This is a genomic window from Streptomyces sp. NPDC001393 (assembly GCF_053597455.1).
Genome location: NZ_JBSFIH010000003.1, coordinates 199,650 through 220,457, shown reverse-complemented (window position 1 = coordinate 220,457; position 20,808 = coordinate 199,650). Strand labels below are relative to the sequence as shown.

19 protein-coding genes are annotated in these 20,808 nt (G+C 71.5%); 5 read left to right on the top strand and 14 right to left on the bottom strand.

Translation table 11 applies throughout. The features are described 5' to 3' along the window. Nucleotides 1–84 precede the first annotated feature (84 nt). Nucleotides 85–1,248 carry a TDT family transporter gene (locus ACWC2T_RS06070; protein WP_450669251.1) on the top strand — a complete coding sequence of 388 codons (1,164 nt, stop codon included), beginning with the start codon at nucleotides 85–87 and terminating at the stop codon, nucleotides 1,246–1,248. On the opposite strand, the gene ACWC2T_RS06065 is transcribed toward ACWC2T_RS06070, so the two are convergent. The 4 genes from ACWC2T_RS06065 to ACWC2T_RS06050 all read right to left on the bottom strand — a co-directional run bounded on the left by ACWC2T_RS06065 (nucleotide 1,160) and on the right by ACWC2T_RS06050 (nucleotide 5,814). Next, nucleotides 1,160–1,879, bottom strand: a complete 720-nt coding sequence (locus ACWC2T_RS06065; protein WP_450669250.1) for a helical backbone metal receptor — start codon at nucleotides 1,877–1,879, stop codon at nucleotides 1,160–1,162. The genes ACWC2T_RS06070 and ACWC2T_RS06065 overlap by 89 nt on opposite strands. After that, nucleotides 1,879–2,448, bottom strand: a complete 570-nt coding sequence (locus ACWC2T_RS06060; RefSeq protein WP_450669249.1) for a helix-turn-helix domain-containing protein — start codon at nucleotides 2,446–2,448, stop codon at nucleotides 1,879–1,881. The genes ACWC2T_RS06065 and ACWC2T_RS06060 overlap by 1 nt, the downstream gene beginning before the upstream one ends. A 455-nt stretch (nucleotides 2,449–2,903) precedes the next feature. After that, nucleotides 2,904–4,721 (bottom strand): ABC transporter permease/substrate binding protein, encoded by a 1,818-nt coding sequence (locus ACWC2T_RS06055; RefSeq protein WP_450669248.1) that lies wholly within the window; start codon nucleotides 4,719–4,721, stop codon nucleotides 2,904–2,906. After that, nucleotides 4,714–5,814, bottom strand: coding sequence for a quaternary amine ABC transporter ATP-binding protein (locus tag ACWC2T_RS06050; RefSeq protein WP_450669247.1), 1,101 nt, complete (start codon nucleotides 5,812–5,814; stop codon nucleotides 4,714–4,716). Before ACWC2T_RS06050 ends, ACWC2T_RS06055 begins: the two co-directional genes overlap by 8 nt. A 106-nt stretch (nucleotides 5,815–5,920) precedes the next feature. On the opposite strand from ACWC2T_RS06050, the gene ACWC2T_RS06045 reads away from it, so the two are divergent. From ACWC2T_RS06045 to ACWC2T_RS06035, 3 genes are all read left to right on the top strand, one after another. Continuing rightward, nucleotides 5,921–6,277, top strand: a complete 357-nt coding sequence (locus ACWC2T_RS06045; protein ID WP_450669246.1) for a hypothetical protein — start codon at nucleotides 5,921–5,923, stop codon at nucleotides 6,275–6,277. A gap of 29 nt (nucleotides 6,278–6,306) precedes the next feature. Further along, entirely contained in the window at nucleotides 6,307–7,236 is a 930-nt protein-coding gene (locus ACWC2T_RS06040; RefSeq protein ID WP_450669245.1) for a 5'-3' exonuclease, read from the top strand. A 112-nt stretch (nucleotides 7,237–7,348) separates the two neighbouring features. Continuing rightward, entirely contained in the window at nucleotides 7,349–8,194 is an 846-nt protein-coding gene (locus ACWC2T_RS06035; RefSeq protein WP_450669244.1) for a siderophore-interacting protein, read from the top strand. A 13-nt stretch (nucleotides 8,195–8,207) separates the two neighbouring features. On the opposite strand, the gene ACWC2T_RS06030 is transcribed toward ACWC2T_RS06035, so the two are convergent. From ACWC2T_RS06030 to ACWC2T_RS06015, 4 genes are all read right to left on the bottom strand, one after another. Then, a complete protein-coding gene (locus tag ACWC2T_RS06030) occupies nucleotides 8,208–9,140 on the bottom strand; it encodes a 5'-nucleotidase (protein WP_450669243.1) in 933 nt (310 codons plus the stop codon). A 35-nt stretch (nucleotides 9,141–9,175) separates the two neighbouring features. Next, a complete protein-coding gene (locus tag ACWC2T_RS06025) occupies nucleotides 9,176–9,952 on the bottom strand; it encodes an ABC transporter permease (protein WP_450669242.1) in 777 nt (258 codons plus the stop codon). Beyond that, nucleotides 9,949–10,956, bottom strand: a complete 1,008-nt coding sequence (locus ACWC2T_RS06020; RefSeq protein ID WP_450669241.1) for an ATP-binding cassette domain-containing protein — start codon at nucleotides 10,954–10,956, stop codon at nucleotides 9,949–9,951. Before ACWC2T_RS06020 ends, ACWC2T_RS06025 begins: the two co-directional genes overlap by 4 nt. A gap of 167 nt (nucleotides 10,957–11,123) precedes the next feature. Next, entirely contained in the window at nucleotides 11,124–11,744 is a 621-nt protein-coding gene (locus ACWC2T_RS06015; protein WP_450669240.1) for a helix-turn-helix transcriptional regulator, read from the bottom strand. Between the two features lie 200 nt (nucleotides 11,745–11,944). Between ACWC2T_RS06015 and ACWC2T_RS06010 the strand changes: the two genes are divergently transcribed. Continuing rightward, entirely contained in the window at nucleotides 11,945–12,946 is a 1,002-nt protein-coding gene (locus ACWC2T_RS06010) for a pseudouridine synthase (RefSeq protein ID WP_450669239.1), read from the top strand. Here ACWC2T_RS06010 and ACWC2T_RS06005 read toward each other — a convergent pair. From ACWC2T_RS06005 to ACWC2T_RS05980, 6 genes are all read right to left on the bottom strand, one after another. Continuing rightward, nucleotides 12,924–14,408, bottom strand: a complete 1,485-nt coding sequence (locus ACWC2T_RS06005; protein ID WP_450669238.1) for a cytochrome P450 — start codon at nucleotides 14,406–14,408, stop codon at nucleotides 12,924–12,926. The two genes, ACWC2T_RS06010 and ACWC2T_RS06005, sit on opposite strands and share 23 nt — an antisense overlap. 81 nt (nucleotides 14,409–14,489) lie before the next feature. Further along, the gene (locus ACWC2T_RS06000; RefSeq protein ID WP_450669237.1) at nucleotides 14,490–15,110 is read right to left on the bottom strand and encodes a GTP-binding protein; all 621 of its coding nucleotides are present in this window, start codon (nucleotides 15,108–15,110) and stop codon (nucleotides 14,490–14,492) included. Further along, nucleotides 15,091–15,516: a DUF742 domain-containing protein gene (locus ACWC2T_RS05995; RefSeq protein ID WP_450669236.1), complete on the bottom strand. Its 426-nt coding sequence runs from the start codon at nucleotides 15,514–15,516 to the stop codon at nucleotides 15,091–15,093. Before ACWC2T_RS05995 ends, ACWC2T_RS06000 begins: the two co-directional genes overlap by 20 nt. Next, entirely contained in the window at nucleotides 15,513–15,917 is a 405-nt protein-coding gene (locus ACWC2T_RS05990) for a roadblock/LC7 domain-containing protein (protein ID WP_351206596.1), read from the bottom strand. Before ACWC2T_RS05990 ends, ACWC2T_RS05995 begins: the two co-directional genes overlap by 4 nt. After that, nucleotides 15,914–17,581: a sensor histidine kinase gene (locus ACWC2T_RS05985; RefSeq protein WP_450669235.1), complete on the bottom strand. Its 1,668-nt coding sequence runs from the start codon at nucleotides 17,579–17,581 to the stop codon at nucleotides 15,914–15,916. The genes ACWC2T_RS05990 and ACWC2T_RS05985 overlap by 4 nt, the downstream gene beginning before the upstream one ends. Before the next feature lie 338 nt (nucleotides 17,582–17,919). After that, entirely contained in the window at nucleotides 17,920–20,772 is a 2,853-nt protein-coding gene (locus ACWC2T_RS05980; RefSeq protein ID WP_450669234.1) for a DEAD/DEAH box helicase, read from the bottom strand. Nucleotides 20,773–20,808 lie beyond the last annotated feature (36 nt).

Here is a 20,808-nt window from a genome sequence, read left to right as displayed (position 1 = left end):
TCCACCTCACTCATAAGGACAGCTTATGCCCTGATAGAAGGGAACTCCCTGGTCAGGCCCGGCCAGTGGCAGGACCGTGGGGACATGGTCACCGCAGCCCAGCCCTTGCCCACCGCTTCCGCCGCCCGCGCCGCCCGGGTCCGCCACCTGGGCCCCAACTGGTACGCCGCCGTCATGGGCACCGCCGTCCTCGGCTCGGCCGGCGTCGCGCTGCCCGCACACGCGGCGGCTCTGCGCGATGTCTTCGCCGGCGCCTGGGCGGTGTCCCTGCTCCTGCTGGTGACCCTGCTCGCGGCCCGGGTCCTGCACTGGGCCCATCACCGCGACCGGGCCCGCGCGGATCTGCTGGACCCGGCCATGGCTCCCTTCTACGGCTGCCTGTCGATGGCCCTGCTGGCGGTCGGCGGCGGTGCGATGACGGCGGGGAAGGACATGGTCGGCGCACAAACGGCCGTCGCCCTGGACGCCGTACTGTTCACCGCGGGCACGGCGGTCGGGCTCGCGGCCGCCGTGACCGTGCCGTACCTGATGGCCGTACGGCATCGCGTCGAGCCCGCGCAGGCGATCCCCGCCTGGCTGCTGCCGCTGGTCGCGCCGATGGTCTCGGCCGCGCTCGGCCCGCTGCTGGTGCCGCATCTGCCGGCCGGGCAGCCTCGCGAGACCCTGCTGCTGGCCTGCCTCGCCCTGTTCGGCCTGAGCCTGCTGGCGACGCTGCTGATGCTGCCGCTGGTCTTCGCCCGGCTCGTCTCGGGCCCGCTGCCGCTCGCGCTCACCCCGACCCTGTTCCTGGTCCTGGGCCCGCTCGGGCAGTCCACCACGGCGGTCGGCAAGATCGCGGACGCGGCCCCGGGGGTGGTACCGGCGCCGTACGGCCGTGGCCTCGATGTGTTCTCCGTCCTGTACGGGGTGCCGGTCATGGGGTTCGCGCTGCTGTGGCTGGCGCTGGCCCTCGCGCACGTGGTGCGGGCCCGCCGGCAGGGGATGGGATTCGCGCTGAGCTGGTGGGCGTTCACCTTCCCGGTGGGCACGTGTGTCACCGGCGCCATGGCGCTGGCCCGGCACACCGGTCTGGCGGCCTACGACGCGCTGGCCGTCGCGCTGTACGCCCTGCTCGCCGCCGCCTGGGCGGCGGCCGCCACCGGCACCGTACGCGGTCTGCTCAGCGGTGAGCTGCTCGCAGCGCCTCGGACAGCACCCGGGGCGCCTCGGCCAGCGACGGGCCGTACCAGGTCAGGTGCCGCCCGCTGACCAGGGCGCAGGGCAGGCCGGGGAAGGCCTCCGGGCCGTCGTCGGCGGCGAAGCGGTAGGGCTCGTCGGGCAGCACCACCAGGTCCGGGGCCGCCGCCCGCAGTTCGTCCAGGGGGACGCGGGGGTAGCGGTCGGGGTGCGCGGCGTACACGTGGTCGACGCCGAGCCGGGCCAGGACGTCACCGGCGAACGTGTCCCGGCCGAGGACCATCCAGGGCCGCCGCCAGACCGGTACGACCGCCATCCTGCGCTCGGCCGGCTCCGGCAGCGCGTCCCAGGCCGCCCGCGCCTCCTGAAGCCAGCGGGGCCGCCCCGGCGCACCGCACGCGCCGAGCACCCGCGCCAGCTCGGCGAAGGCCTGCGGCACGCTGCGCACCTCGGTGACCAGCACCTCCAGGCCCGCCGCGCGCAGGGTGTCCAGGTCCGGGGCGCGGTTCTCCTCCTCGTTGGCGATCACAAGATCGGGGGCGAGGGCGAGGATGCGGTCGAGCTTGGGGTTCTTCGTCCCACCGACCCGGATGGCGTCGAGGCCGGCCGGGTGGGTGCACCAGTCGGTGACGCCGACGAGGACTCCGGGCAGGGTGACGGCCACGGCCTCGGTGAGGGAGGGGACCAGGGAGACGACCCGCACTAACGGGACCGGTCCTGAACGGCCTCGATGTGCTCCGCCACGGCCACCACGATCACCCGCGTGTCCGGCACCGTTGCCCGCCACCGGTGCCGCACCCCGCCCGTCAGATACAGGGTGTCGCCGCGCCCGAGGCGGTACGCACGCCCCTCCGCCTCGATCTCCACCGCGCCGTCGGCGACGTACATCAGCTCGTCGTTGCGGTGCTGGAACTCCCGGCCGGCGTCGTGGTCGCCGGTGAACTCGGAGGCGTGCAGCTGGTGGTGGCCGCGCACCAGGGAGCGGGTCCGGGGCGCGAGGTCGCCCTCGGTGGCCGGGTCGGCGCGGACGACGTCCACGCTGGCCGCCGGGTCGGCGGCGGCGAGGAGTTCGACGGCCGTGGTGCGCAGGGCGTCGGCCAGCTTCTCCAGTGAGGTGCGGCTGGGGCGGGCCCGGTCGTTCTCGACCTGGCTGAGGAAGGGCACCGACAGACCGCTGCGCTCGGCCACGACGGCGAGGGTCAGCTCCAGGGCACGGCGGCGCCGCCGGACGGCCGCGCCGACCCGCACGGGCTGTTCTTTGTGGTCGCCCATCGCTCCGGCTCCCTCCCTGGCTCGTCGTGCCCCTGTACGGGTGCCCGGCTCGGGGCACACCTCTTCTGATGACTTCTCTGCACCCTACGCATGTTCGGCAAACCGTTTCACGCCGCAGTCACATACCCGACATGCTGCCGAGACCCCACCCTCATGGTTCGCGCCAGCGTGACGGGCCTCCGGCTGGTCGTGGGCGGGTTCGGGCCAGGGTGCATATGCCGACCAGCAGGGGCGGGAAACCAGGCCGGGGCCAAGGTTCGTCACCCGACGTGATTGGCCGGATCCTTGCCGTACCGGTGAAGTGCGCCTGGAGAACTCGAAGATACCGCGAGGGGCGGGCCGCGCCGGACGCTTTGTCGCATCCGGCGCCGCCCGCCCCTCGGGTGGCGGTCCGGGCCAGTCGTCAGGTCACCCGGCCGCCAGGCTCCCGGCGCACTCGGCCGCCATGCTCCGGCTCATCCGGTGGCCTGGCTCCTCGCGTCCTTCCTGGCGACCGGGGCCCACTTGTCGACCAGGCCGGGGTGCTCGCGCAGCCAGCCGCGGACGGCGTCCTGCTCCTTGCCCTTGCCGGCCTGCTGGATCCGCGCCTCCAGTCCGGTGAGCTGCTGCTCGGTCATGGAGAAGTCCTTCAGCCAGCGGCCCACCTGCGGGTTGTCCTGGGCGAAGCCCTTGCGGGCCAGGGTGTGCACGCCGTCTCCGCCGCCCCAGGCACCCTGGGGGTCCTTGAGCTTCTTCAGGTCGTAGTCGCTGTAGGCCCAGTGCGGGGACCACAGGGTGACGACGACCGGCTGCTTCCTGGCGTAGGCGCGCTTGAGCTCGGCGAGCATGGCCGGGGTGGAGCCGTCGATCACCTGGTACGTGCCGTCGAGGCCGTACTCCCTGAGGACCTTGCTCTTGAGCAGGCCCATCTCGCCGGCGCTGGGCTCGATGCCGACGATCTTCCCGCCGAACTCGGCGGCGTGGGCCTTCAGGTCCGCCAGGGAGTTCACGTCCTTCACATAGGACGGGACGGTCAGCTCCAGGGAGGTCGGGCCGTACCACTTGCCGAGGTCGTCGAGCTGCCTGCCGTACTTCTTCCAGTACTCGGCGTGGGTGGTGGGCAGCCAGGAGTCGGTCTCGAAGTCGAGCTGGCCGGTGGCGAGGCCGGTGTAGAGGGGGCCGGCGGCGTACTGGGTGGTGGTGACCTTGAAGCCGCGCTCCTCCAGCAGTTCCTTCCAGAGGAAGGTCGAGGCGATGCCCTCGTCCCAGGGGATGTAGCCGATCCTGATCTCCTTGCCCTTGCCGACGTCGGTGCCGGAGGCCTCGGAGGAGCTGCCGGCGGGCGAGCCGAAGACGCCCATGCCGCCCGCGACGAGTGCGAGGACGACCACGCCGACGACCGCGACCGCCGGGCGCGGCCGGTACGACCACGCGCGCGTGCGGGTCTTCGCGGCGGCCCTGCGGCCCAGCGGGGAGAGCTCGGTGCCGAGGGCGCCGGTGATGCGGTCCAGGTAGATGGCGAGGACGACGATGCCGACGCCCGCCTCGAAGCCGTAGCCGATGTCGAGCTGGCCGATGGCCTCGTTGACGGCGCCGCCGAGGCCGCCGGTGCCGACCATGCCGGCGATGACGACCATGGACAGGCCCAGCATGATCACCTGGTTGACGCCGGCCATGATGGTCGGCAGGGCGAGCGGCAGCTGGACGCGCCACAGGATGTCGCGCGGGGCGGTGCCGAACGCCTCGGCGGCCTCGACCAGTTCGGCGTCGACCTGGCGGATGCCGAGCTCGGTCATGCGGACGCCCGGGGCGAGCGCGAAGATCAGGGTGGCGACGACGCCCGCGGCGGTGCCCAGGCCGAAGAACAGCATGGCCGGGATCAGCAGGACCATCGACGGCATGGTCTGGAGCAGGTCCAGGACGGGCCGTACGGCCGCGCTGACCGCCTTGGAGCGGGCCGCCCAGATGCCCAGCGGGAGGGAGATCACCAGCGCGATCACGGTCGCCACCAGGACCAGGGCGAGCGTGGACATGGCCTGGTCCCACAGGGCGAGCGAGTCGACCAGGGCGAATCCGGCGAAGGCGAGGACGCCGGCGGTGAGGCCGCGCAGCCACCAGGCGATGACGGCGAGGATGCCGGCCATGAGCAGCGGCTGGGGCGCGCCGAGCACGGCGTCGATGCCGTTGTACATGCCCTCCATGACGGCCTTGACGGCGTCGAAGAGCCAGGAGAGGTGGTCGACCAGCCAGTTGACGCCGGAGTCGACCCAGTCGCCGAGGTGGATCCTAGGCACGGCCGATCACCTTCCCCTCCGGGCGGTCGCAGGGCGCGGGACCGGCCGTCTCGTCACCGAGAAAGCCGACCAGCCGCTGCCTCGGGACGACCCCGATGACCTTGTTCGCCTCGTCCACCACGCTGACGCGGTGCGACAACCGGGCGCTGATCGCGCACAGTTCGGCGAACGGCGTCTCGCGCCTCGCGGTCTCGCAGCCGCACAGGGGTGCGTCGGCCGTGACCGAGGTGTCCATGAGGGCGCCCGCCGTCAGCACGCGGGAGCGGTCGACGTCCTGGATGAAGGAGGCGACGTAGTCGTTGGCGGGGCGCAGCAGGATGTCCTCGGCGGTGCCGGTCTGCACGATGCGGCCGTCGCGCATCACGGCGATGCGGTCGCCGAGCCGCATGGCCTCGTTGAGGTCGTGGGTGATGAAGACGATGGTCTTCTTCAGGGTCTGCTGCAGTTCGAGCAGCTGGTCCTGCATGTCGCGGCGGATCAGCGGGTCCAGGGCGCTGAAGGACTCGTCCATCAGCAGCAGGTCGGCGTCGGTGGCGAGGGCGCGGGCGAGGCCGACGCGCTGCTGCATGCCGCCGGAGAGTTCGTCGGGCCAGGACTTCTCCCAGCCGGCCAGTCCGCACAGGGCGAGCGCCTCGTCGGCGCGGCGCTCGCGCTCGGCGCGGGGCACGCCCTGCACTTCCAGGCCGTAGGCGGCGTTGTCGCGGACGCTGCGGTGCGGGAACAGCGCGAAGTGCTGGAAGACCATGCTGATCTTCTTCGAGCGCAGCTCGCGCAGTGCGCGGGCGCTGAGCGCGGTCAGGTCCTGGCCGTCGAAGCGGACGCTGCCCGCGGTCGGCTCCAGCAGGCCGTTGAGCATGCGCAGCAGGGTGGACTTGCCGGAGCCCGACAGGCCCATGACGACGAAGATCTCGCCCGCCCCGACGCGGAAGGAGGCGTCGATCACGGCGGCGGTGGTGCCGTCGGCGCGCAGCTCCTTCCGGTCCGCGCCCTGCCGCAGGCGTTCCACCGCTCGGTCCGGTCGTCTGCCGAACACCTTGAACAGGTGCTCGGCCTCAAGCCTGGGTTGCACGCGTACCTCTCGTCTCGGGGACATGCCAGAGGCCGCGCCTCCCCGGGATCGACATGGTCAAACTTTTAAGTGGCTCACCTCACAGGCGGGGTCTACGATGCGCGCCTACCGCAGTTGAGGGGGGCAACCTGTGGAACGACCCGACGACCGAGTCCCGTCCGCGTTCCGTTTCGCCACGGAGCTCGTCGCGTGGGTGGCCACGCCCTGGGCCCTGGCCGGGTACTCCTGGCCGCTGGCCGTGCTGGCTCCGGTGGTGCTCATCGGCCTGCCGGCACTCTTCTCCACTCCGGGCGACAAGAACAAGGTGGTCCTGCCCGTCCCGGGCTGGGTCACCATCGCGTTCGTGCTCCTGCAGCTCGCGGCCGCGGTGGCCTCAGCGTGGTGGCTGTGGCCGGCCTGGGCCGCCGTGCCGGTGACCCTGCTGGCCGGCGCGGCGCTCGTCACGGAGCGACCCCGCTGGAGGTGGCTGCTGTCGCTGACCGGGTGACTGTCGGTGCGGTGCGGCATGATGCGAGCGTGACCGGACGACTCATGCTCCTCGACACCGCATCGCTGTACTTCCGCGCCTACTTCGGCGTCCCGGACTCCGTGAAGGCACCGGACGGCACGCCCGTGAACGCCGTGCGCGGGCTGCTGGACTTCATCGACCGGCTGGTCCGGGACCACCGGCCGCAGCAGCTGGTGGCCTGTATGGACGCCGACTGGCGGCCGCAGTGGCGGGTGGACCTCATCCCCACCTACAAGGCGCACCGGGTCGCCGAGGAACACGAGGGCGCGCCGGACGAGGAGGAGGTGCCGGAGACCCTCTCCCCGCAGGTGCCGGTCATCGAGGACGTGCTGGACGCGCTCGGCATCGCCCGGGTCGGCGTCGCGGGGTACGAGGCGGACGACGTGATCGGCACGTTCACCGCGCGCGCCGAGGGCCCGGTGGACATCGTCACCGGCGACCGAGATCTGTACCAGCTGGTGGACGACGCACGCGGCATCCGGGTGCTCTATCCGCTGAAGGGCGTCGGCACGCTGCAGCTGACCGACGAGGCGGTGCTGCGCGAGAAGTACGGGGTCGACGGGCGGGGGTACGCGGATCTGGCGCTGCTGCGCGGCGACCCGAGCGACGGCCTGCCGGGCGTGGCCGGGATCGGCGAGAAGACGGCCGCCAAGCTGCTCGCCGAGTTCGGCGACCTGGCCGGGATCCTGGCGGCGGTCGACGACCCGCGGGCCAGGCTCACGCCGTCGCAGCGCAAGCGGCTCACCGAGGCCGCCCCGTACCTCGCGGTGGCGCCGAAGGTGGTGCGGGTGGCGGACGACGTTCCGCTGCCGGACGTCAACACGGCGCTGCCGCGCGCCCCGCGGGACCCGGCGGCCCTGGAGCAACTGGCCGTGCGATGGGGGCTCGGCGGCTCCCTGCAGCGGCTGCTGACCACGCTCGCCGAGGGACCGGCGTGACCCCTTGACCGGAATATTCCGGCAAAGGGCCCTCCGCCGGTGTTCGAGAAAGGATCGACCGCAGAGCGGGATGCTAAGTTAGGTAAACCTAACCATCTTGCTGGAGGTCGTGATGGCAGAGCGTCCGGTGCGAAAGCCGCGCAAGACCCGCACCGCCCATGTGGTCCGCACCGAGCGGCTGACCCCGCACATGCAGCGCGTGGTGCTCTGCGGCGAGGGCCTGGCCGACTTCGCGGCGGACACCTGCACGGACCACTATGTGAAGCTGCTCTTCGGCCCCGAGGGCGTGACCTACCCGGAACCCTTCGACCTGGAGCGGATCCGCGCGCAGTTCCCGCGGGAGCAGTGGCCGGTGACCCGGACCTACACCGTGCGCGCCTGGCACGCCGAACAGCGCGAGCTGACCCTGGACTTCGTCGTGCACGGCGACGAGGGCCTGGCGGGCCCGTGGGCCACCCGGGTGCAGCCCGGTGAGACCGTGCGCTTCATGGGCCCGGGTGGCGCCTACGCCCCCGACCCCGCGGCCGACTGGCATCTGCTCGCCGGTGACGAGAGCGCGCTGCCCGCGATCGCCCGGTCCCTGGAGGCACTGCCCGCCGGCGCCCGCGCCCATGCCTTCGTGGAGGTGTCCGGCCCCGGCGAGGAGCAGAAGATCGACTCCGAGGTGGAGGTCGTCTGGCTGCACCGCGGGGACCGGCCGGTCGGCGAGGCACTGCTGGAGGCCGTACGCGCGTTTCAGTTCCCCGAGGGCCGGGTGCAGGCGTTCGTGCACGGCGAGGCGGGCTTCGTGAAGGAGCTGCGCCGGCTGCTGCGGGTCGAGCGGGACATCCCGCGCGAGGACCTGTCGATCTCCGGCTACTGGCGGCTGGGCCACAACGAGGACGGCTGGCAGGCCTCCAAGCGGGAGTGGAACGCCCGTATCGAGGCCGAGCAGGAGAGCGGCGCGGCGGCCGCCTGAGAGCGCCTCCCGCTCAGGTCTCGTTGATCCTGCCGAACGGGATGTGCACGCTCGGCGTGGTCCGGGACGTGCTCTGCAGGTGTGTCACCTGGTCGTCGAAGAAGATGTGGGGCCTGAGCACCTTCATGACGGCGCCCTTCTCGATGCCTCCGAGGAAGAAGGCGCCGTTGACCGTCACGCCCCACTGCTTCAGGCTCCGTACGGCCCGCTCGTGGGCCGGTGCGGCGCGCGCGGTCACGATGGAGACGTGCACCCGGCTCGGATGGTCCGGGTCGGTCCTGCGCCGCTCCTCCTCCCGGCGCTGTATCCGGTTCACCCCGGCGAGGAAGTCCCGCAGCGGTCCCGGGTCGTGCGGGGTCGCGGCGTTCCGGGTCTCGTGCGCGCGGAACTCCTCCAGACCGCCGGACTGGTAGACCTGCTCGGCGGCGTCACTGGCGAGCACCCCGTCGAAGTCGAACGCGATCCGCAGTTCCCGGTCGTCCGGGTCGTCCGCGTACGACGATCCGAGCACATGCCCGGCCGGCAGGCCGGCCGCGACCGCCTCGCGCACGTCGTCGCCGTTCGCGGACAGGAACAGCGACATGTTCAGCGCGGTCATGAACGCGTACGGCGCCCTGCCCTGCATGAACACCGCCCGGGTGACCGGCAGTTCATGGGCCGCGATCGACCGCATGACCCTCAGGCCCGTGTCCGGGTCGTTGCGGGAGAGGATGATGACCTCGACGAGCGGGTCTCCCGGCTCGCCGAGGTCGTTCAGCGACAGCAGCCTGCGGATGAACGCGAACGCGACCCCGGGCCGGAGCGTGTTGTCCACGTTCTCCTCCTGGTAGGCCCGGTAGGCCTCCTCGCCCTGCTCGCGGAAGACCGCGTCCGACTCCCGCAGGTCGAACAGGGCGCTGGAGGCGACACCGACGACGAGCCGGTTCGCGAGGTCGTAGGGCGGCATGTCCTACATCATCACACCGGCTGCCGCGTGCGCGTTCACACCGACCGCTGGTAGGAGCGGAAGGTGCGGATCGACAGCCACACCGCGGCGACCGCCAGCGCGAGCAGCGCGCCGCCGCGCGTGAGGACGCCACCCCAGTCGGGATGCTCGGACATCGCCGAACGGCCCGCCACCATGGCCCAGTTGAGCGGGTTGAAGTCGGCGATGTGCCGCATCCAGCCGGGCATCTGGGAGGGTGCCATGAAGGCGCTGGAGAGGAAGGTCAGCGGCAGCAGCAGGAAGGTGTTGATGCCGATGATCGACTCCCGTTCACGCACGAGCATGCCGAGCGCGTTGGACAGGGCCCCGAAGACCGTGCCGAGCAGGACGGAGGCGAGGACCAGGATCGCGATGCCGCCGGCGCCGCCGGGGTAGTCCGCGCCGCCCAGCAGGCCGAGTAGCACGATGACCACCGACTGGAACGCCGTGACCAGACCGTTGTTGACGACGTTGCCGTTCATCAGCGCGGCCCGGCTGACCGGGGTGGTCAGGAACCGGTCCAGGGTGCCGCGCTGGATCTCCTCCAGGGTGCCCATGCCGGCCCACATGTTGGAGCCGAGGGCGCTCATCACCACCACGCCCGGCACCAGGTAGTCCAGGTACGAGGTGGTGCCGAAGCCGCCCAGTTCGACGACCTTCTTGAACAGGCTGCCGAACAGGAACAGCCAGATCACCGGCTGGATCAGGGTGATGACCGCATAGGCGGGCTGCCGTGCGAACACCCGCAGCTGACGCTGGGTCATGTACCAGGTCTGGGTGAGGGCCGCGCTCATCGCACACCTCCGGCGGGCACGGCCGCCATCTCCGCCTCCGCCTCCGCGTACCGGCGGCCGGCGTGGCGCAGATAGACGTCGTCCAGCGAGGGCCGGGCGACGGTGGCCGAGGAGACGGTGACCCCGGCCCGGTCCAGCGCGGCGAGCAGGGCGGGCACCGCGGCCGCCCCGTCGTCGGCGCGGACGCTGATCCGGCGCCCCTCGCACAGCGCCTCGTGCACCCCGGGCAGCGCGGTCAGGGCGCCGGTGAGCAGGGTGCGGCCGGTCTCGCCGACCGGCTCGCCCAGCTCCAGGTGGACGGCGTCGCCGCGCAGTTCGCCCTTGAGGGCGTCCGGGGTGCCCTCGACCACGATCCGGCCGCGGTCGACGATCGCGATGCGCTCGGCGAGCCGGTCGGCCTCCTCCAGGTAGTGCGTCGTGAGCAGGATGGTCAGACCCTCCTCGCCGGCCAGCCGGCCGATCTCCTCCCACATCGCGGTGCGCGCCTCCGGGTCGAGGCCGGTGGTCGGCTCGTCCAGGAAGAGCACCTCGGGCCGGTGGACCAGCCCGAGGGCGACGTCCAGGCGGCGCCGCATGCCGCCCGAGTAGCCCTTGACCGGGCGGCGGGCGGCGTCGGCGAGGCTGAACCGCTCCAGCAGTTCCGCCACCCGGTGGTTCAGTGCGCTGCCGGTCAATCCGTAGAGGCGGCCCTGGAGTTGGAGGTTCTCCCGGCCGGTCGCGACCGGGTCGGCGCCGGACTGCTGGGCGACCACGCCGATCGCGCGGCGTACCCGGTCGGGGTGGCGCAGCACGTCGTGACCGGCGACGGTCGCGGTGCCGGAGTCGGGGCGGGCCAGGGTGGTGAGGATCTTGACGGTGGTGGACTTGCCTGCGCCGTTGGGGCCGAGGAGTCCGAAGACGGTGCCCGGTGCCACGGTGACGTCCATGCCGCTCAGGGCGGTGACGTCACCGGGGTAGGTCTTGACGAGCCGGCGCGCCTCCACTGCGGGCGCACGGGTGTTCATGACGACTGCTCTCCTGTGTGGGTGAGGGACGGAAGATCCACGTGAAGAGCGCCGGGCTATCCTGGGTGTGCCGCACCTCGATGGCCCGGAGCCGCCGCACGGCGGATCCGCTTCGGGGTTCGAGACCCCGGCGGAGCTGCTGCAACAGCCTGCCGGGGTCGTTCTTCTCAGCTGAAGTCGGCGGGCAGCTCCCCCGTTTCGTGGAAGTGCCGCCATGCCTCGACGCCCGGCAGGGAGCCCTTCCTGATCTCTTCCAGGAAGCCGCGGACCCACTCCGCCTGCGCGAGGATCATGTGCAGCTGGTACTCGGTCTCGACGAGGAAGAGCCGCGGCAGCGTCTCGTACAGCTTCTCCAGCCCTCCCCGCGCACTGGCGGCCTGGACTTCCAGGGCCCTGAGCCGCTCCTGAAGCAGCCGCACCACCTCGTCGGGGTGCAGCGCGCCCACGAGGGACAGGGCGGTCTCGAAGATCGGGTACTCCTTCGCGGGGGCGGCGATGAGGTCCGACAACCACTCGGTCATCTCCTCGCGGCCGGCCGCGGTGAGCCCGTACACCGTGCGCTCGGGGCGGTTGCCCTGCCGTTCCACGTCGGTCACCTCGACGAAGCCGTGCTTTTCGAGGTTCTGCACCACGGTGTAGAGGGAGCCGTAGTTGATCTTGGTGCTGGTGTCCTTGCCCTGACGGCGCAGGGTCTGGGCGATCTCGTACGGATGCATCGGCTTCTGCCACAGGGTCACCAGGACGGCAAGCGCCAGCGGATTGCTGAGCCTGCGGCGCTTTCCCGGCATGGCCACCACCTCGTTCTCGAATATCCGCAGCCGAACATATCGCGTGTGCTCGCGACGGTCAATATTCACGATGTATCGCGTTCAGATCGCTCAGTCGCCGCTCACACCAGTGGCACATCAAGGCCGCCGGCTCCGAGGAGGAGGTCGTCGGCTGGGTCACCCAGTGGCGCAGCGGTTTCCGGCTCGTACCCTTGACCCCGATGAGACGCCGTACGCCACCCCCGCCCGCCCCGCTCCCCCAGCGCGACGGGGTCGACCCCGTGCGGGTGCGGCTGCCGTACGGCGGGACGTGGGCCACCGTGCGGGACCATCTGGTGGAGCGGCTGACGGGTGCCCCGCCCGGCATGGTCGAGGCGATGTTCGACGCCGGGCTGATCGTCGGCTCCGACGGGCGCGCGGTGGCGGCGGACGCGCCGTACGAACCGGGGATGTTCGTGTGGTTCCATCGCGAGCTGCCCGTCGAGGTGCCCGTGCCGTTCCCGGTGGAGGTCGTGTACCGCGATGCGCACATCGTCGTCGCCGACAAGCCGCACTTCCTCGCCACGACCCCGCGCGGCAGCCATGTGGCCGAGACCGCGCTGGCCCGGCTGCGGCGCGAGCTGGACGTCCCGGCGCTGACCGCCGCCCACCGCCTGGACCGGCTCACGGCGGGGCTGGTGCTGTTCACCGTGCGGCCCGAGGAGCGCGGGGCGTACCAGACGCTGTTCCGGGACCGCCGGGTGCGCAAGGAGTACGAGGCGATCGCGCCGTACGACCCCTCGCTCGCCCTGCCACGGACCGTGCGCAGCCGGATCGTGAAGGAGCGCGGGGTGCAGGCGGCCCGGGAGGTCGAGGGCGAGCCGAACGCCGAGACATACGTCGAGCTCGCCGGGCACCGGGGCGGCCTGGCCCGCTACCGGCTCCTGCCGGCGACCGGGCAGACCCATCAGCTGCGGGTGCATCTGAACGCGCTCGGCGTGCCCATCCTCGGCGACCCGCTGTATCCGGAGGTGACCGCCCCGGTGCCGGCCGGTGACTTCCGGCGTCCGCTGCAACTGCTCGCGCGGAGGCTGGAGTTCACCGATCCGGTCACCGGAGCGGAGCACACGTTCGTCAGCGGACGCGTGCTGCGGGCCTGGGAGTCGTACGACGGCTGGGACACCGCCCCGCGCCCCGTGGGGCGGTGTCCCGACGGTTCGGCTACTCGCCCCGCCACCAGTTGAGCAGCCGCCGCCAGATGCCGCGCGGGCGCGCCGCCGGTACCGGAGCCGTGGGGGGTGCGGGGACGACGGGACGCGGGGCGGCGGGGCGGGGCGGGGCGGCCGCGGGCTGCCCGGCCGGCGGCGGGAGGGGCTGCCCGGTGCGCTGCGGCGGGACGGGCACGGGCCCCGGCATGACGTTGACGTCCTGCTGCGGCTTCGGTTCGAAGCGCACGGGCAGGGACACCAGGTGCCGGGAGGCGATGGACGAACGCCAGCGCAGGTTCTCTTCGGGGCAGTCGAGCTGGATGTCGGACAGGCGGATCAGCAGGGCGTCGACGCCGACGTCGGCGATGGCGCGGCCGATGTCCTGGCCGGGGCACTCGTGCGGGCCGCCGCCGAAGGCGAGATGGGAGCGGTTGCCCTGCATGCTCGCCGACAGGTCGGGGCGGATGCGCGGGTCGAGGTTGCCCGGCGCGGGCGCGAAGAGCAGGCCGTCGCCCTTGCGGATGCGCTGCCCGCCCAGCTCGGTGTCCTGCTTGGCGTAGTAGCCGAGGACGGTGCTGAACGGCGGCTCGTCCCACAGGGACTGCTCGATCGCCTCCGGCACGGTCATCTGGCCGCCGCTGAGCTGGGCGCGGAAGCCCGGCTCGGTGAGGACCATGCGCAGCGCGTTGGCGAGGAGGTTCGCGGTGGCCTCGTAGGCCGCGAAGAGGACGAGCCGCAGGTGTTCGCGGACCTCGTCGTCGCTGAGCCCGGCCGGGTGGGTGATGAGGTGACTGGTGAAGTCCTCCTCGGGCCGGGAGCGGCGCCGGGTGGTGAGCCGGCTGAGCGCGTCCATGACGTAGGCGTGGCTCTGGATGGCGGTCTCGGTGCCCTTCAGGGCGTCCCGGGCGGCCTGCACCATCCGGTCGTTGTACTCCTCGGGCATGCCGAGGATCTCGCACATGACGGCCATCGGCAGATGCTCGGCGAACTGGGAGACCAGGTCGGCGCGGCCGCGTTCGCAGAAGCTGTTGACCAGGCCCTGGGTGTGGCGCCCGATGTGGCGGCGCAGGGTGCGGTGGTCGATGGTGACCATGGCCGCGGTGACCGCCGCGCGCAGCCGCTCGTGCTCGTCGCCCTCGGCGTGCGAGCAGATCGGCTGCCAGGCGATGTGCGGCATGAGCGGGTGGTCGGGCTTGACCATGCCCTCCACGAGCGGGGTCCAGATCCGGCTGTCGCGGGTGAACAGGGAGGGGCTGCGCACCAGGTGCTGGTTCTCGGCGTGCCCGAGGACCACCCACATCGGTACGTCGTCGTGCAGCAGCACGGGTGCCACGGCGCCGTGCTGCTCCCGCAGGCGCTCGTAGAGGTCGTCCAGGTCCTCGGCGTCGGGGCCGTAGAGCCGGTGCAGTCCGCCGGGGCCCAGGCGGTGCGCGGGGCAGCCCGGCGGCGGTGCGGGGGTGGGGTCTGTGTCGGTCAGGGACGGGGATTCAGACGTCACGGTCTCGCTCCGGAACGAAAGGATGTGGGGGACGAAAGGGTGTGGGAGACGAATGGGTGTGCGGGGTCGGTCGGCGGGGGGTCAGACGAGGGCGCGGGACAGGGCGATCGAGTGCAGGAAGCGCATCAGGGTCATCAGCACGTCCTTGCTGGAGGCGCGGCGGCGTACGTCGCACTCGATGATCGGGATCTCCGGGGTCAGGTCGAGCGCGGTGCGCAGTTCCTCCAGCGGGTAACGGGGCGCGTCCGGGAAGGAGTTGACGGCGACGACGAAGGGCACGCCGCGCTCCTCCAGGCGGCCCATGACGTCGAAGCTGACCTCCAGGCGCCGGGTGTCGACGAGGACGACCGCGCCGAGCGCGCCCTCGAACAGCCCGTTCCACAGGAACCAGAAGCGCTCCTGGCCGGGGGTGCCGAAGAGGTAGAGCACCAGCTTGTCGGTGATGCTGATGCGGCCGAAGTCCATGGCCACGGTGGTGGCGGTCTTGGACTCGGAGCCGTAGTTGTCGTCCACGCCGATGCCGGCCTGGGTCATGGTCTCCTCGGTGGTCAGCGGTCTGATGTCGCTGACGGAACCGACCATGGTGGTCTTGCCGACGCCGAAGCCGCCCACGATCACGATCTTCACCGCGGTCTCGGCCGTGTGCGGCAGATGGTCCTCGGCGCGTGGTCCGGGGATGGTGTCAGAGCCGTTGAAGTCCATGCATCACCGCTTCGAGGAGTGACCGGTCGGGCACCGCCCGGCGGACGACCGGGGCGCGCACCTGGACCAGTTCGGCCGTGATCAGCTCGGTGAGCAGGACGGTCATCGCGCTGAACGGCAGGTTCAGATAGGCCGAGAGCTCGGCCACGGACAGGGGGTTGGCACACAGCCGCAGGACGGCGGCCTGCTCCGGGGAGGCGGCCATCTGGGGCGCGTCGCGCGCCACGATCAGCGTCACGAGGTCGAGTTCGGCGCGGGCGCCGTCCTCGGAACCGGCGACGGTGTAGAGCCGTTCGGGGTTCTTGGGCTCGGCCTCGCCGTCCGCTGCTTCGGGATCCGGCGTCCGTGGCGGCGGAGGCGGGGGTTCGGGCTTCGGCTCGCGCCGTTTGCGTCGTGGAGGAGTCATACGCCCTGCCCGTTCCGCCGGGGCGGACTGGTGAGATGGGCGCCGATCCGGACGACGAGGTCGCGCATCATGCCGCTCATCCGGCCCGGCTCGCAGGTCACGTCGGCGAGCACGGCGAGGTAGGCGTTGTCGCCGGCGTTCATGAGGTAGAAGTAGCCGCCGTCGATCTCGAAGACGACGACCTGCATGTCGCCGGCGCCGGGGAGTTCCTTGATGATGGCGCCGGCCAGGCTCTGCACGCCCGCGCAGGCGGCGGCCACCCGGTCGGCGGCGTCGGGGTCGCCGCCGTAGCGGGCGATGCGCAGTCCGTCCGCGGAGAGGACCACGATCATCTCGATGCCCGGCACGCCGTCGTTCAGCTGCTTGAGCATCCAGTCGATGTTGCCTCGCTGCTGGATCACTTGAGGTCCCCCTCGTCGTCGGCCGCGGTGGCGCCCTCGACGGGCTCGTCCGCATAGTCGTTGAGCAGGTGCACGTACTTTTCCGGGTGCCTGGTGAAGTCGGTCAGTTCGGGACCGGTGGCGCCCTCGGGCATGCCCTTGCGCAGGCCGTTCCAGAAGTCCTCGATCCCCTGGCCGATCGGCCGCTCCATGAGCTTCTTGCGCTCGGGGTCGATCTCGGGCTCCGGTTCGGGCCTGGGCTGCGACCAGATGCTGGGCCTGCCCTCGCGCTCGGCCTGCTCGACCTCGGCCGCCTCGGCGAAGCGCTGGCTGATCGGCGTCTTCATCCGGCTGCGGCGCTGCGGCAGGCCGCCCGCGGTCCACTCGGTGACCACGGGGACGTCGTCCTCCATGGAGATCCCGGCGGGGATCTTGGGGCTGGTGGGGCGGCGCCTCTTCGGCGGGCGCTTGGGGCCCTCGACCGCGCCGAGCGCGGGGATCGGGGTGCCGGTGGCGCCGATGCCGTGGGCGGCGCCGACACCGGGCTCGGTGGTCGTCATCACGCGCGGCACGACGAGGATCGCGCGGCAGCCGCCGTAGGCGGAGGCCCGCAGCGAGATCTCCATGTCGAACATCTTGCAGAGGCGGCCGACGACGGCGAGGCCGAGGCGCGGGTTCTCGCCGAGGTTGTGGGCGTCGTCGAGGTTCTTGGCGTCCTCGATCATCTTCTCGATGCGGGCCCGGGACTCCTCGGTGAGGCTGACGCCGGCGTCCTCGATCTCGATGGCGATGCCGGCCTGCACCTCGGTGGCGGTGACGTGCACCTTGGCCGTGGGCGGCGAGTAGCGGGTGGCGTTGTCGAAGAGCTCGGCGGCGGCGTGGATGACCGGCTCGACGGAGGTGCCCTTGATGTTGATGTTGACGATGGAGTTCAGCTGGATGCGGCGGTACTCCAGGATGCGCGACATGGCTCCGCGCAGCGTGCTGTAGAGGGAGACCGGCAGCGGCCACTGGCGGCCGGGGCGGCCGCCGCCGAGGACGGAGATGGTGTCGGCGAGACGGCCGATCAGCGAGGTGCCGTGGTCGATGCGCAGCAGGTCGTCGAAGACCTCGGGGTTGCGGCCGTGGTCCTCCTCCATCTCCCGCAGTTCGTTGGACTGCTGGTGGACGATGGCCTGGACGCGGCGGGCGATGCTCACGAAGGAGCGCTCGGTGGCGTCGCGCATGGTGATCTCGCGGTCGGCTCCGCGCATCGCGGCGCGGAACATCTCCCGGTAGTTGTCGGGCAGGCTGCGCAGTTCGGGGTCGACGTCGTAGCCGTTGACCATCACGTCCCGCAGCGGTTCTCCGGCCCGCAGCCGCAGATGGCCGTGGGGGATGATCTGGGTCGCGAAGCGCCCCATCAGATCGTCGTGGGCGGCGAGCCGGTGTTCCAGATACGCGGTGTGACGGGCGTGCTCGGCCCGTTCCTCGCGGAGAGCGCGGCCGCGGCGGACGGCCTCCGAACCGGTGGCGAGGATCAGCAGCAGGGCCACCGCCCCGACCACGCCGACGGCGATCCGGGCCGACGCCGGCCCCATTGCTTCGGCCGCACCGGTCGCGGCCGCCATCAATATGGCCGGCGGCAACAGGACGCGGGCATAAGGACGTTCACGGCCACCGGGAGGCTTCTGAACACTCACCATGGATGCCTTCTGAGATGAATCGGCTGGGTGTCGGGGGAGCTTTCGGGGGGAAGGTTCATGGAACTGTCGGGATCTATCGCATGTTTGGGAACAGGCGCACGAATTCACCTCAACTCGGTGCGCCGCGGGCGAGCTTAGTCCGACCGGATCATCGCCGTGTCATATTCGGCAAGCACCTGAAATGGCCCGTGCGACAGGAGTACGCTCGGCTCCATTTACACGCTCGGCTTCGATTCGAACACGTTCGGTCACGGTGTACAGGCATGCGAAAGTGACTCACCGTGATAAGTGAAAGGGGGGCCGGAACGGCCCCCCTGCCGGCACCAGGCAGGTGCAGGTCAGCCCACCGACGAGTAGGCGACAACCCCCCGCAGCAACTGATCGACCGCCTTGCGTGCAGCCTTCGCCACGGTCGAGTCCTGCGCGGGAGCCGCCGCGGAGATCTGGCCCAGCACGTCGATGACCTGCTTGCACCAGCGCACGAAGTCACCCGCGGGCATCTCCGCCTCGCGCAGCACCTCGTCGAGCCCCTTGCCCGAGGCCCACATGTACGCGGCCCAGGCGAAGCCGAGGTCCGGCTCGCGCTGCCCCACGCCCTCGGTCTGGTTGATCCGGAACTCCTCCTCCAGACCGTCCAGCCGGCCCCAGATCCGGACCATCTCGCCGAGCGCTGCCTTCGCCCTGCCCGAGGGCAGCTTGGGCGCCATCGCGTCGTCGCCGACCCGCGCCTCGTACACCAACGCCGAGGCGCAGGCGGCGAGTTCGGCGGGGCCGAGCCCCTCCCAGACCCGCTCGCGCAGGCATTCGCTGGCCAGCAGGTCGAGTTCGCCGTACAGCCGGGCCAGGCGCTTGCCGTGCTCGGTGACCTCGTTGCCACGCAGGTAGTCCAGCTCGGTCAGCAGGGCCACGATCCGGTCGAAGGTCCGCGCGATGGTGTTCGTACGGCCCTCGATGCGGCGCTCCAGCTGTGAGGTGTCGCGCAGCAGCCGGTGGTAGCGCTCGGCCCAACGGGCGTGGTCCTCACGGTCGTTGCAGCCGTGGCAGGGATGCGCGCGGATCGCGGTGCGCAGGCGGGCGATCTCGCGGTCGTCGGCGGCCTGCGAGCGCTTCTTGCGGGCCCGCTCCGGCGGGATGTGCCCGGCCTTGGTGCGCAGCGCGGAGGCGAGGTCCCTGCGGGACTGCGGCGAGCGCGGGTTGAAGGACTTCGGGATCCGCATCCGGTCCAGCGGCTCGACCGGTACCGGGAAGTCCATCGACGCCAGCCGCTTGACCTGGCGTTCGGCGGTCAGCACCAGCGGGCGGGGTCCGTCGTAGTGGTCGTAGCCGCGGTGGCCGTTGGAGCGGCCGGCCGGGAGACCCGGGTCCAGCACCAGCGCCAGACCGGCGTACTTGCCCGTGGGCACGTGGATGACGTCGCCCGGCTTGAGCTTCTCCAGGGCCACGGCCGCCTCGGCCCGGCGCTGGTTGGCGCCCTGCCGGGCCAGCTCGGTCTCGCGGTCCTTCAGCTCGCGGCGCAGCCGCGCGTACTCCTCGAAGTCGCCGAGGTGGCAGGTCATGGAGGCCTTGTAGCCGGCCAGGCCCTCCTCGTTGCGCTGCACCTGGCGGGAGATCCCGACGACCGACTTGTCGGCCTGGAACTGCGCGAAGGAGGTCTCCAGCAGCTCGCGGCTGCGATGCCGGCCGAACTGCTCGACCAGGTTGACCGCCATGTTGTACGACGGCTTGAAGCTGGAACGCAGCGGGTACGTGCGCGTGCCCGCGAGGCCGGCCAGGTGCTCGGGACTCATACCGCGCTGCCACAGCACGACCGCATGGCCCTCGATGTCGATGCCCCGGCGGCCGGCGCGGCCGGTGAGCTGGGTGTACTCGCCCGGTGTGATGTCGGCGTGCTGCTCGCCGTTCCACTTGACGAGCTTCTCCAGCACCACCGAGCGGGCGGGCATGTTGATGCCGAGCGCGAGGGTCTCGGTCGCGAACACCGCCTTGACCAGGCCGCGTACGAACAGCTCCTCGACGACCTCCTTGAAGGTCGGCAGCATGCCCGCGTGGTGGGCGGCGATACCGCGCTCCAGGCCCTCCAGCCACTCGTAGTACCCGAGGACGTGCAGGTCCTCCGGCGCGATGTGGGCGGTGCGCTCCTCGACCAGGGCACGGACCTGTTCCCGCGCCTCCTCGTCGTTCAGTCTCAGGCCCGCGTACAGGCACTGCTGGACGGCGGCCTCGCAGGCGGCGCGGCTGAAGATGAAGGTGATGGCCGGGAGCAGTCCCTCGGAGTCGAGGCGCTCGATGACCTCGGGCCGGCCAGGCGTCCACACGCGCGAGCGCTGTCTGCGCTCGCGCTCCCGGTCGGCCTCGCGCATCGCGCGGCCGCGTCTGCGGTCCTGGTACGACGGCCGGGTCGCCTCCATGCGGGCGAGGCGGGCCAGGTCGGGGTTGACGGCCTTCTTGTGGCCCTCGCCCTCCTCGAACAGGTCGTACATCCTGCGCCCGGCGAGGACGTGCTGGAACAGCGGCACGGGCCGGTGCTCGGAGACGATCACCTCGGTGTCGCCACGGACGGTGTCCAGCCAGTCACCGAACTCCTCGGCGTTGGAGACGGTCGCCGACAGTGACACCAGCGTCACCGACTCGGGGAGGTGGATGATCACCTCTTCCCAGACGGCGCCGCGGAAGCGGTCGGAGAGGTAGTGCACCTCGTCCATGACCACGTAGCCGAGGCCGAGGAGGGTCTGGGAGCCGGCGTAGAGCATGTTCCGCAGGACCTCGGTGGTCATCACGACCACCGGGGCATCGGAGTTCACGCTGTTGTCGCCGGTGAGCAGGCCGACCTTCTGGGTGCCGTAGCGGCGGCACAGGTCGGAGTACTTCTGGTTCGACAGCGCCTTGATGGGTGTCGTGTAGAAGCACTTCTTGCCCTGCTGAAGGGCGAGGTGGACGGCGAACTCGCCCACGATCGTCTTGCCCGAGCCGGTGGGGGCGGCCACCAGTACGCCCTTCCCCGCCTCGAGTGCCTCGCAGGCCTCGATCTGGAAGGGGTCGAGGCCGAAGTCGTACATCTCGCGGAAGGACGCGAGCGCGGTGGCCTGCTCGGCTGCCCGCCTGCGGGCTGCCGCGTACCGCTCGGCCGGTGAGAGGTCCTCTGTCATCGTGCTTTCGAGCGTACCGGGCCCCACTGACAACAGGACGATCATTATCCGGAACGTGGGTTGATCGGCAACGACCGATGC

Excerpts from the sequence above, each read along its gene's own strand:
- ACWC2T_RS06060 (WP_450669249.1), bottom strand. The coding sequence starts at position 2,448 with ATGGGCGACCACAAAGAACAGCCCGTGCGGGTCGGCGCGGCCGTCCGG.
- ACWC2T_RS06010 (WP_450669239.1), top strand. The coding sequence starts at position 11,945 with ATGAGACGCCGTACGCCACCCCCGCCCGCCCCGCTCCCCCAGCGCGAC.
- ACWC2T_RS05995 (WP_450669236.1), bottom strand. The coding sequence starts at position 15,516 with ATGACTCCTCCACGACGCAAACGGCGCGAGCCGAAGCCCGAACCCCCG.
- ACWC2T_RS06030 (WP_450669243.1), bottom strand. The coding sequence starts at position 9,140 with ATGCCGCCCTACGACCTCGCGAACCGGCTCGTCGTCGGTGTCGCCTCC.
- ACWC2T_RS06070 (WP_450669251.1), top strand. The coding sequence starts at position 85 with ATGGTCACCGCAGCCCAGCCCTTGCCCACCGCTTCCGCCGCCCGCGCC.
- ACWC2T_RS06020 (WP_450669241.1), bottom strand. The coding sequence starts at position 10,956 with ATGAACACCCGTGCGCCCGCAGTGGAGGCGCGCCGGCTCGTCAAGACC.
- ACWC2T_RS06050 (WP_450669247.1), bottom strand. The coding sequence starts at position 5,814 with ATGTCCCCGAGACGAGAGGTACGCGTGCAACCCAGGCTTGAGGCCGAG.
- ACWC2T_RS06025 (WP_450669242.1), bottom strand. The coding sequence starts at position 9,952 with ATGAGCGCGGCCCTCACCCAGACCTGGTACATGACCCAGCGTCAGCTG.
- ACWC2T_RS06015 (WP_450669240.1), bottom strand. The coding sequence starts at position 11,744 with ATGCCGGGAAAGCGCCGCAGGCTCAGCAATCCGCTGGCGCTTGCCGTC.
- ACWC2T_RS05985 (WP_450669235.1), bottom strand. The coding sequence starts at position 17,581 with ATGGTGAGTGTTCAGAAGCCTCCCGGTGGCCGTGAACGTCCTTATGCC.
- ACWC2T_RS06035 (WP_450669244.1), top strand. The coding sequence starts at position 7,349 with ATGGCAGAGCGTCCGGTGCGAAAGCCGCGCAAGACCCGCACCGCCCAT.
- ACWC2T_RS05980 (WP_450669234.1), bottom strand. The coding sequence starts at position 20,772 with ATGATCGTCCTGTTGTCAGTGGGGCCCGGTACGCTCGAAAGCACGATG.
- ACWC2T_RS06000 (WP_450669237.1), bottom strand. The coding sequence starts at position 15,110 with ATGGACTTCAACGGCTCTGACACCATCCCCGGACCACGCGCCGAGGAC.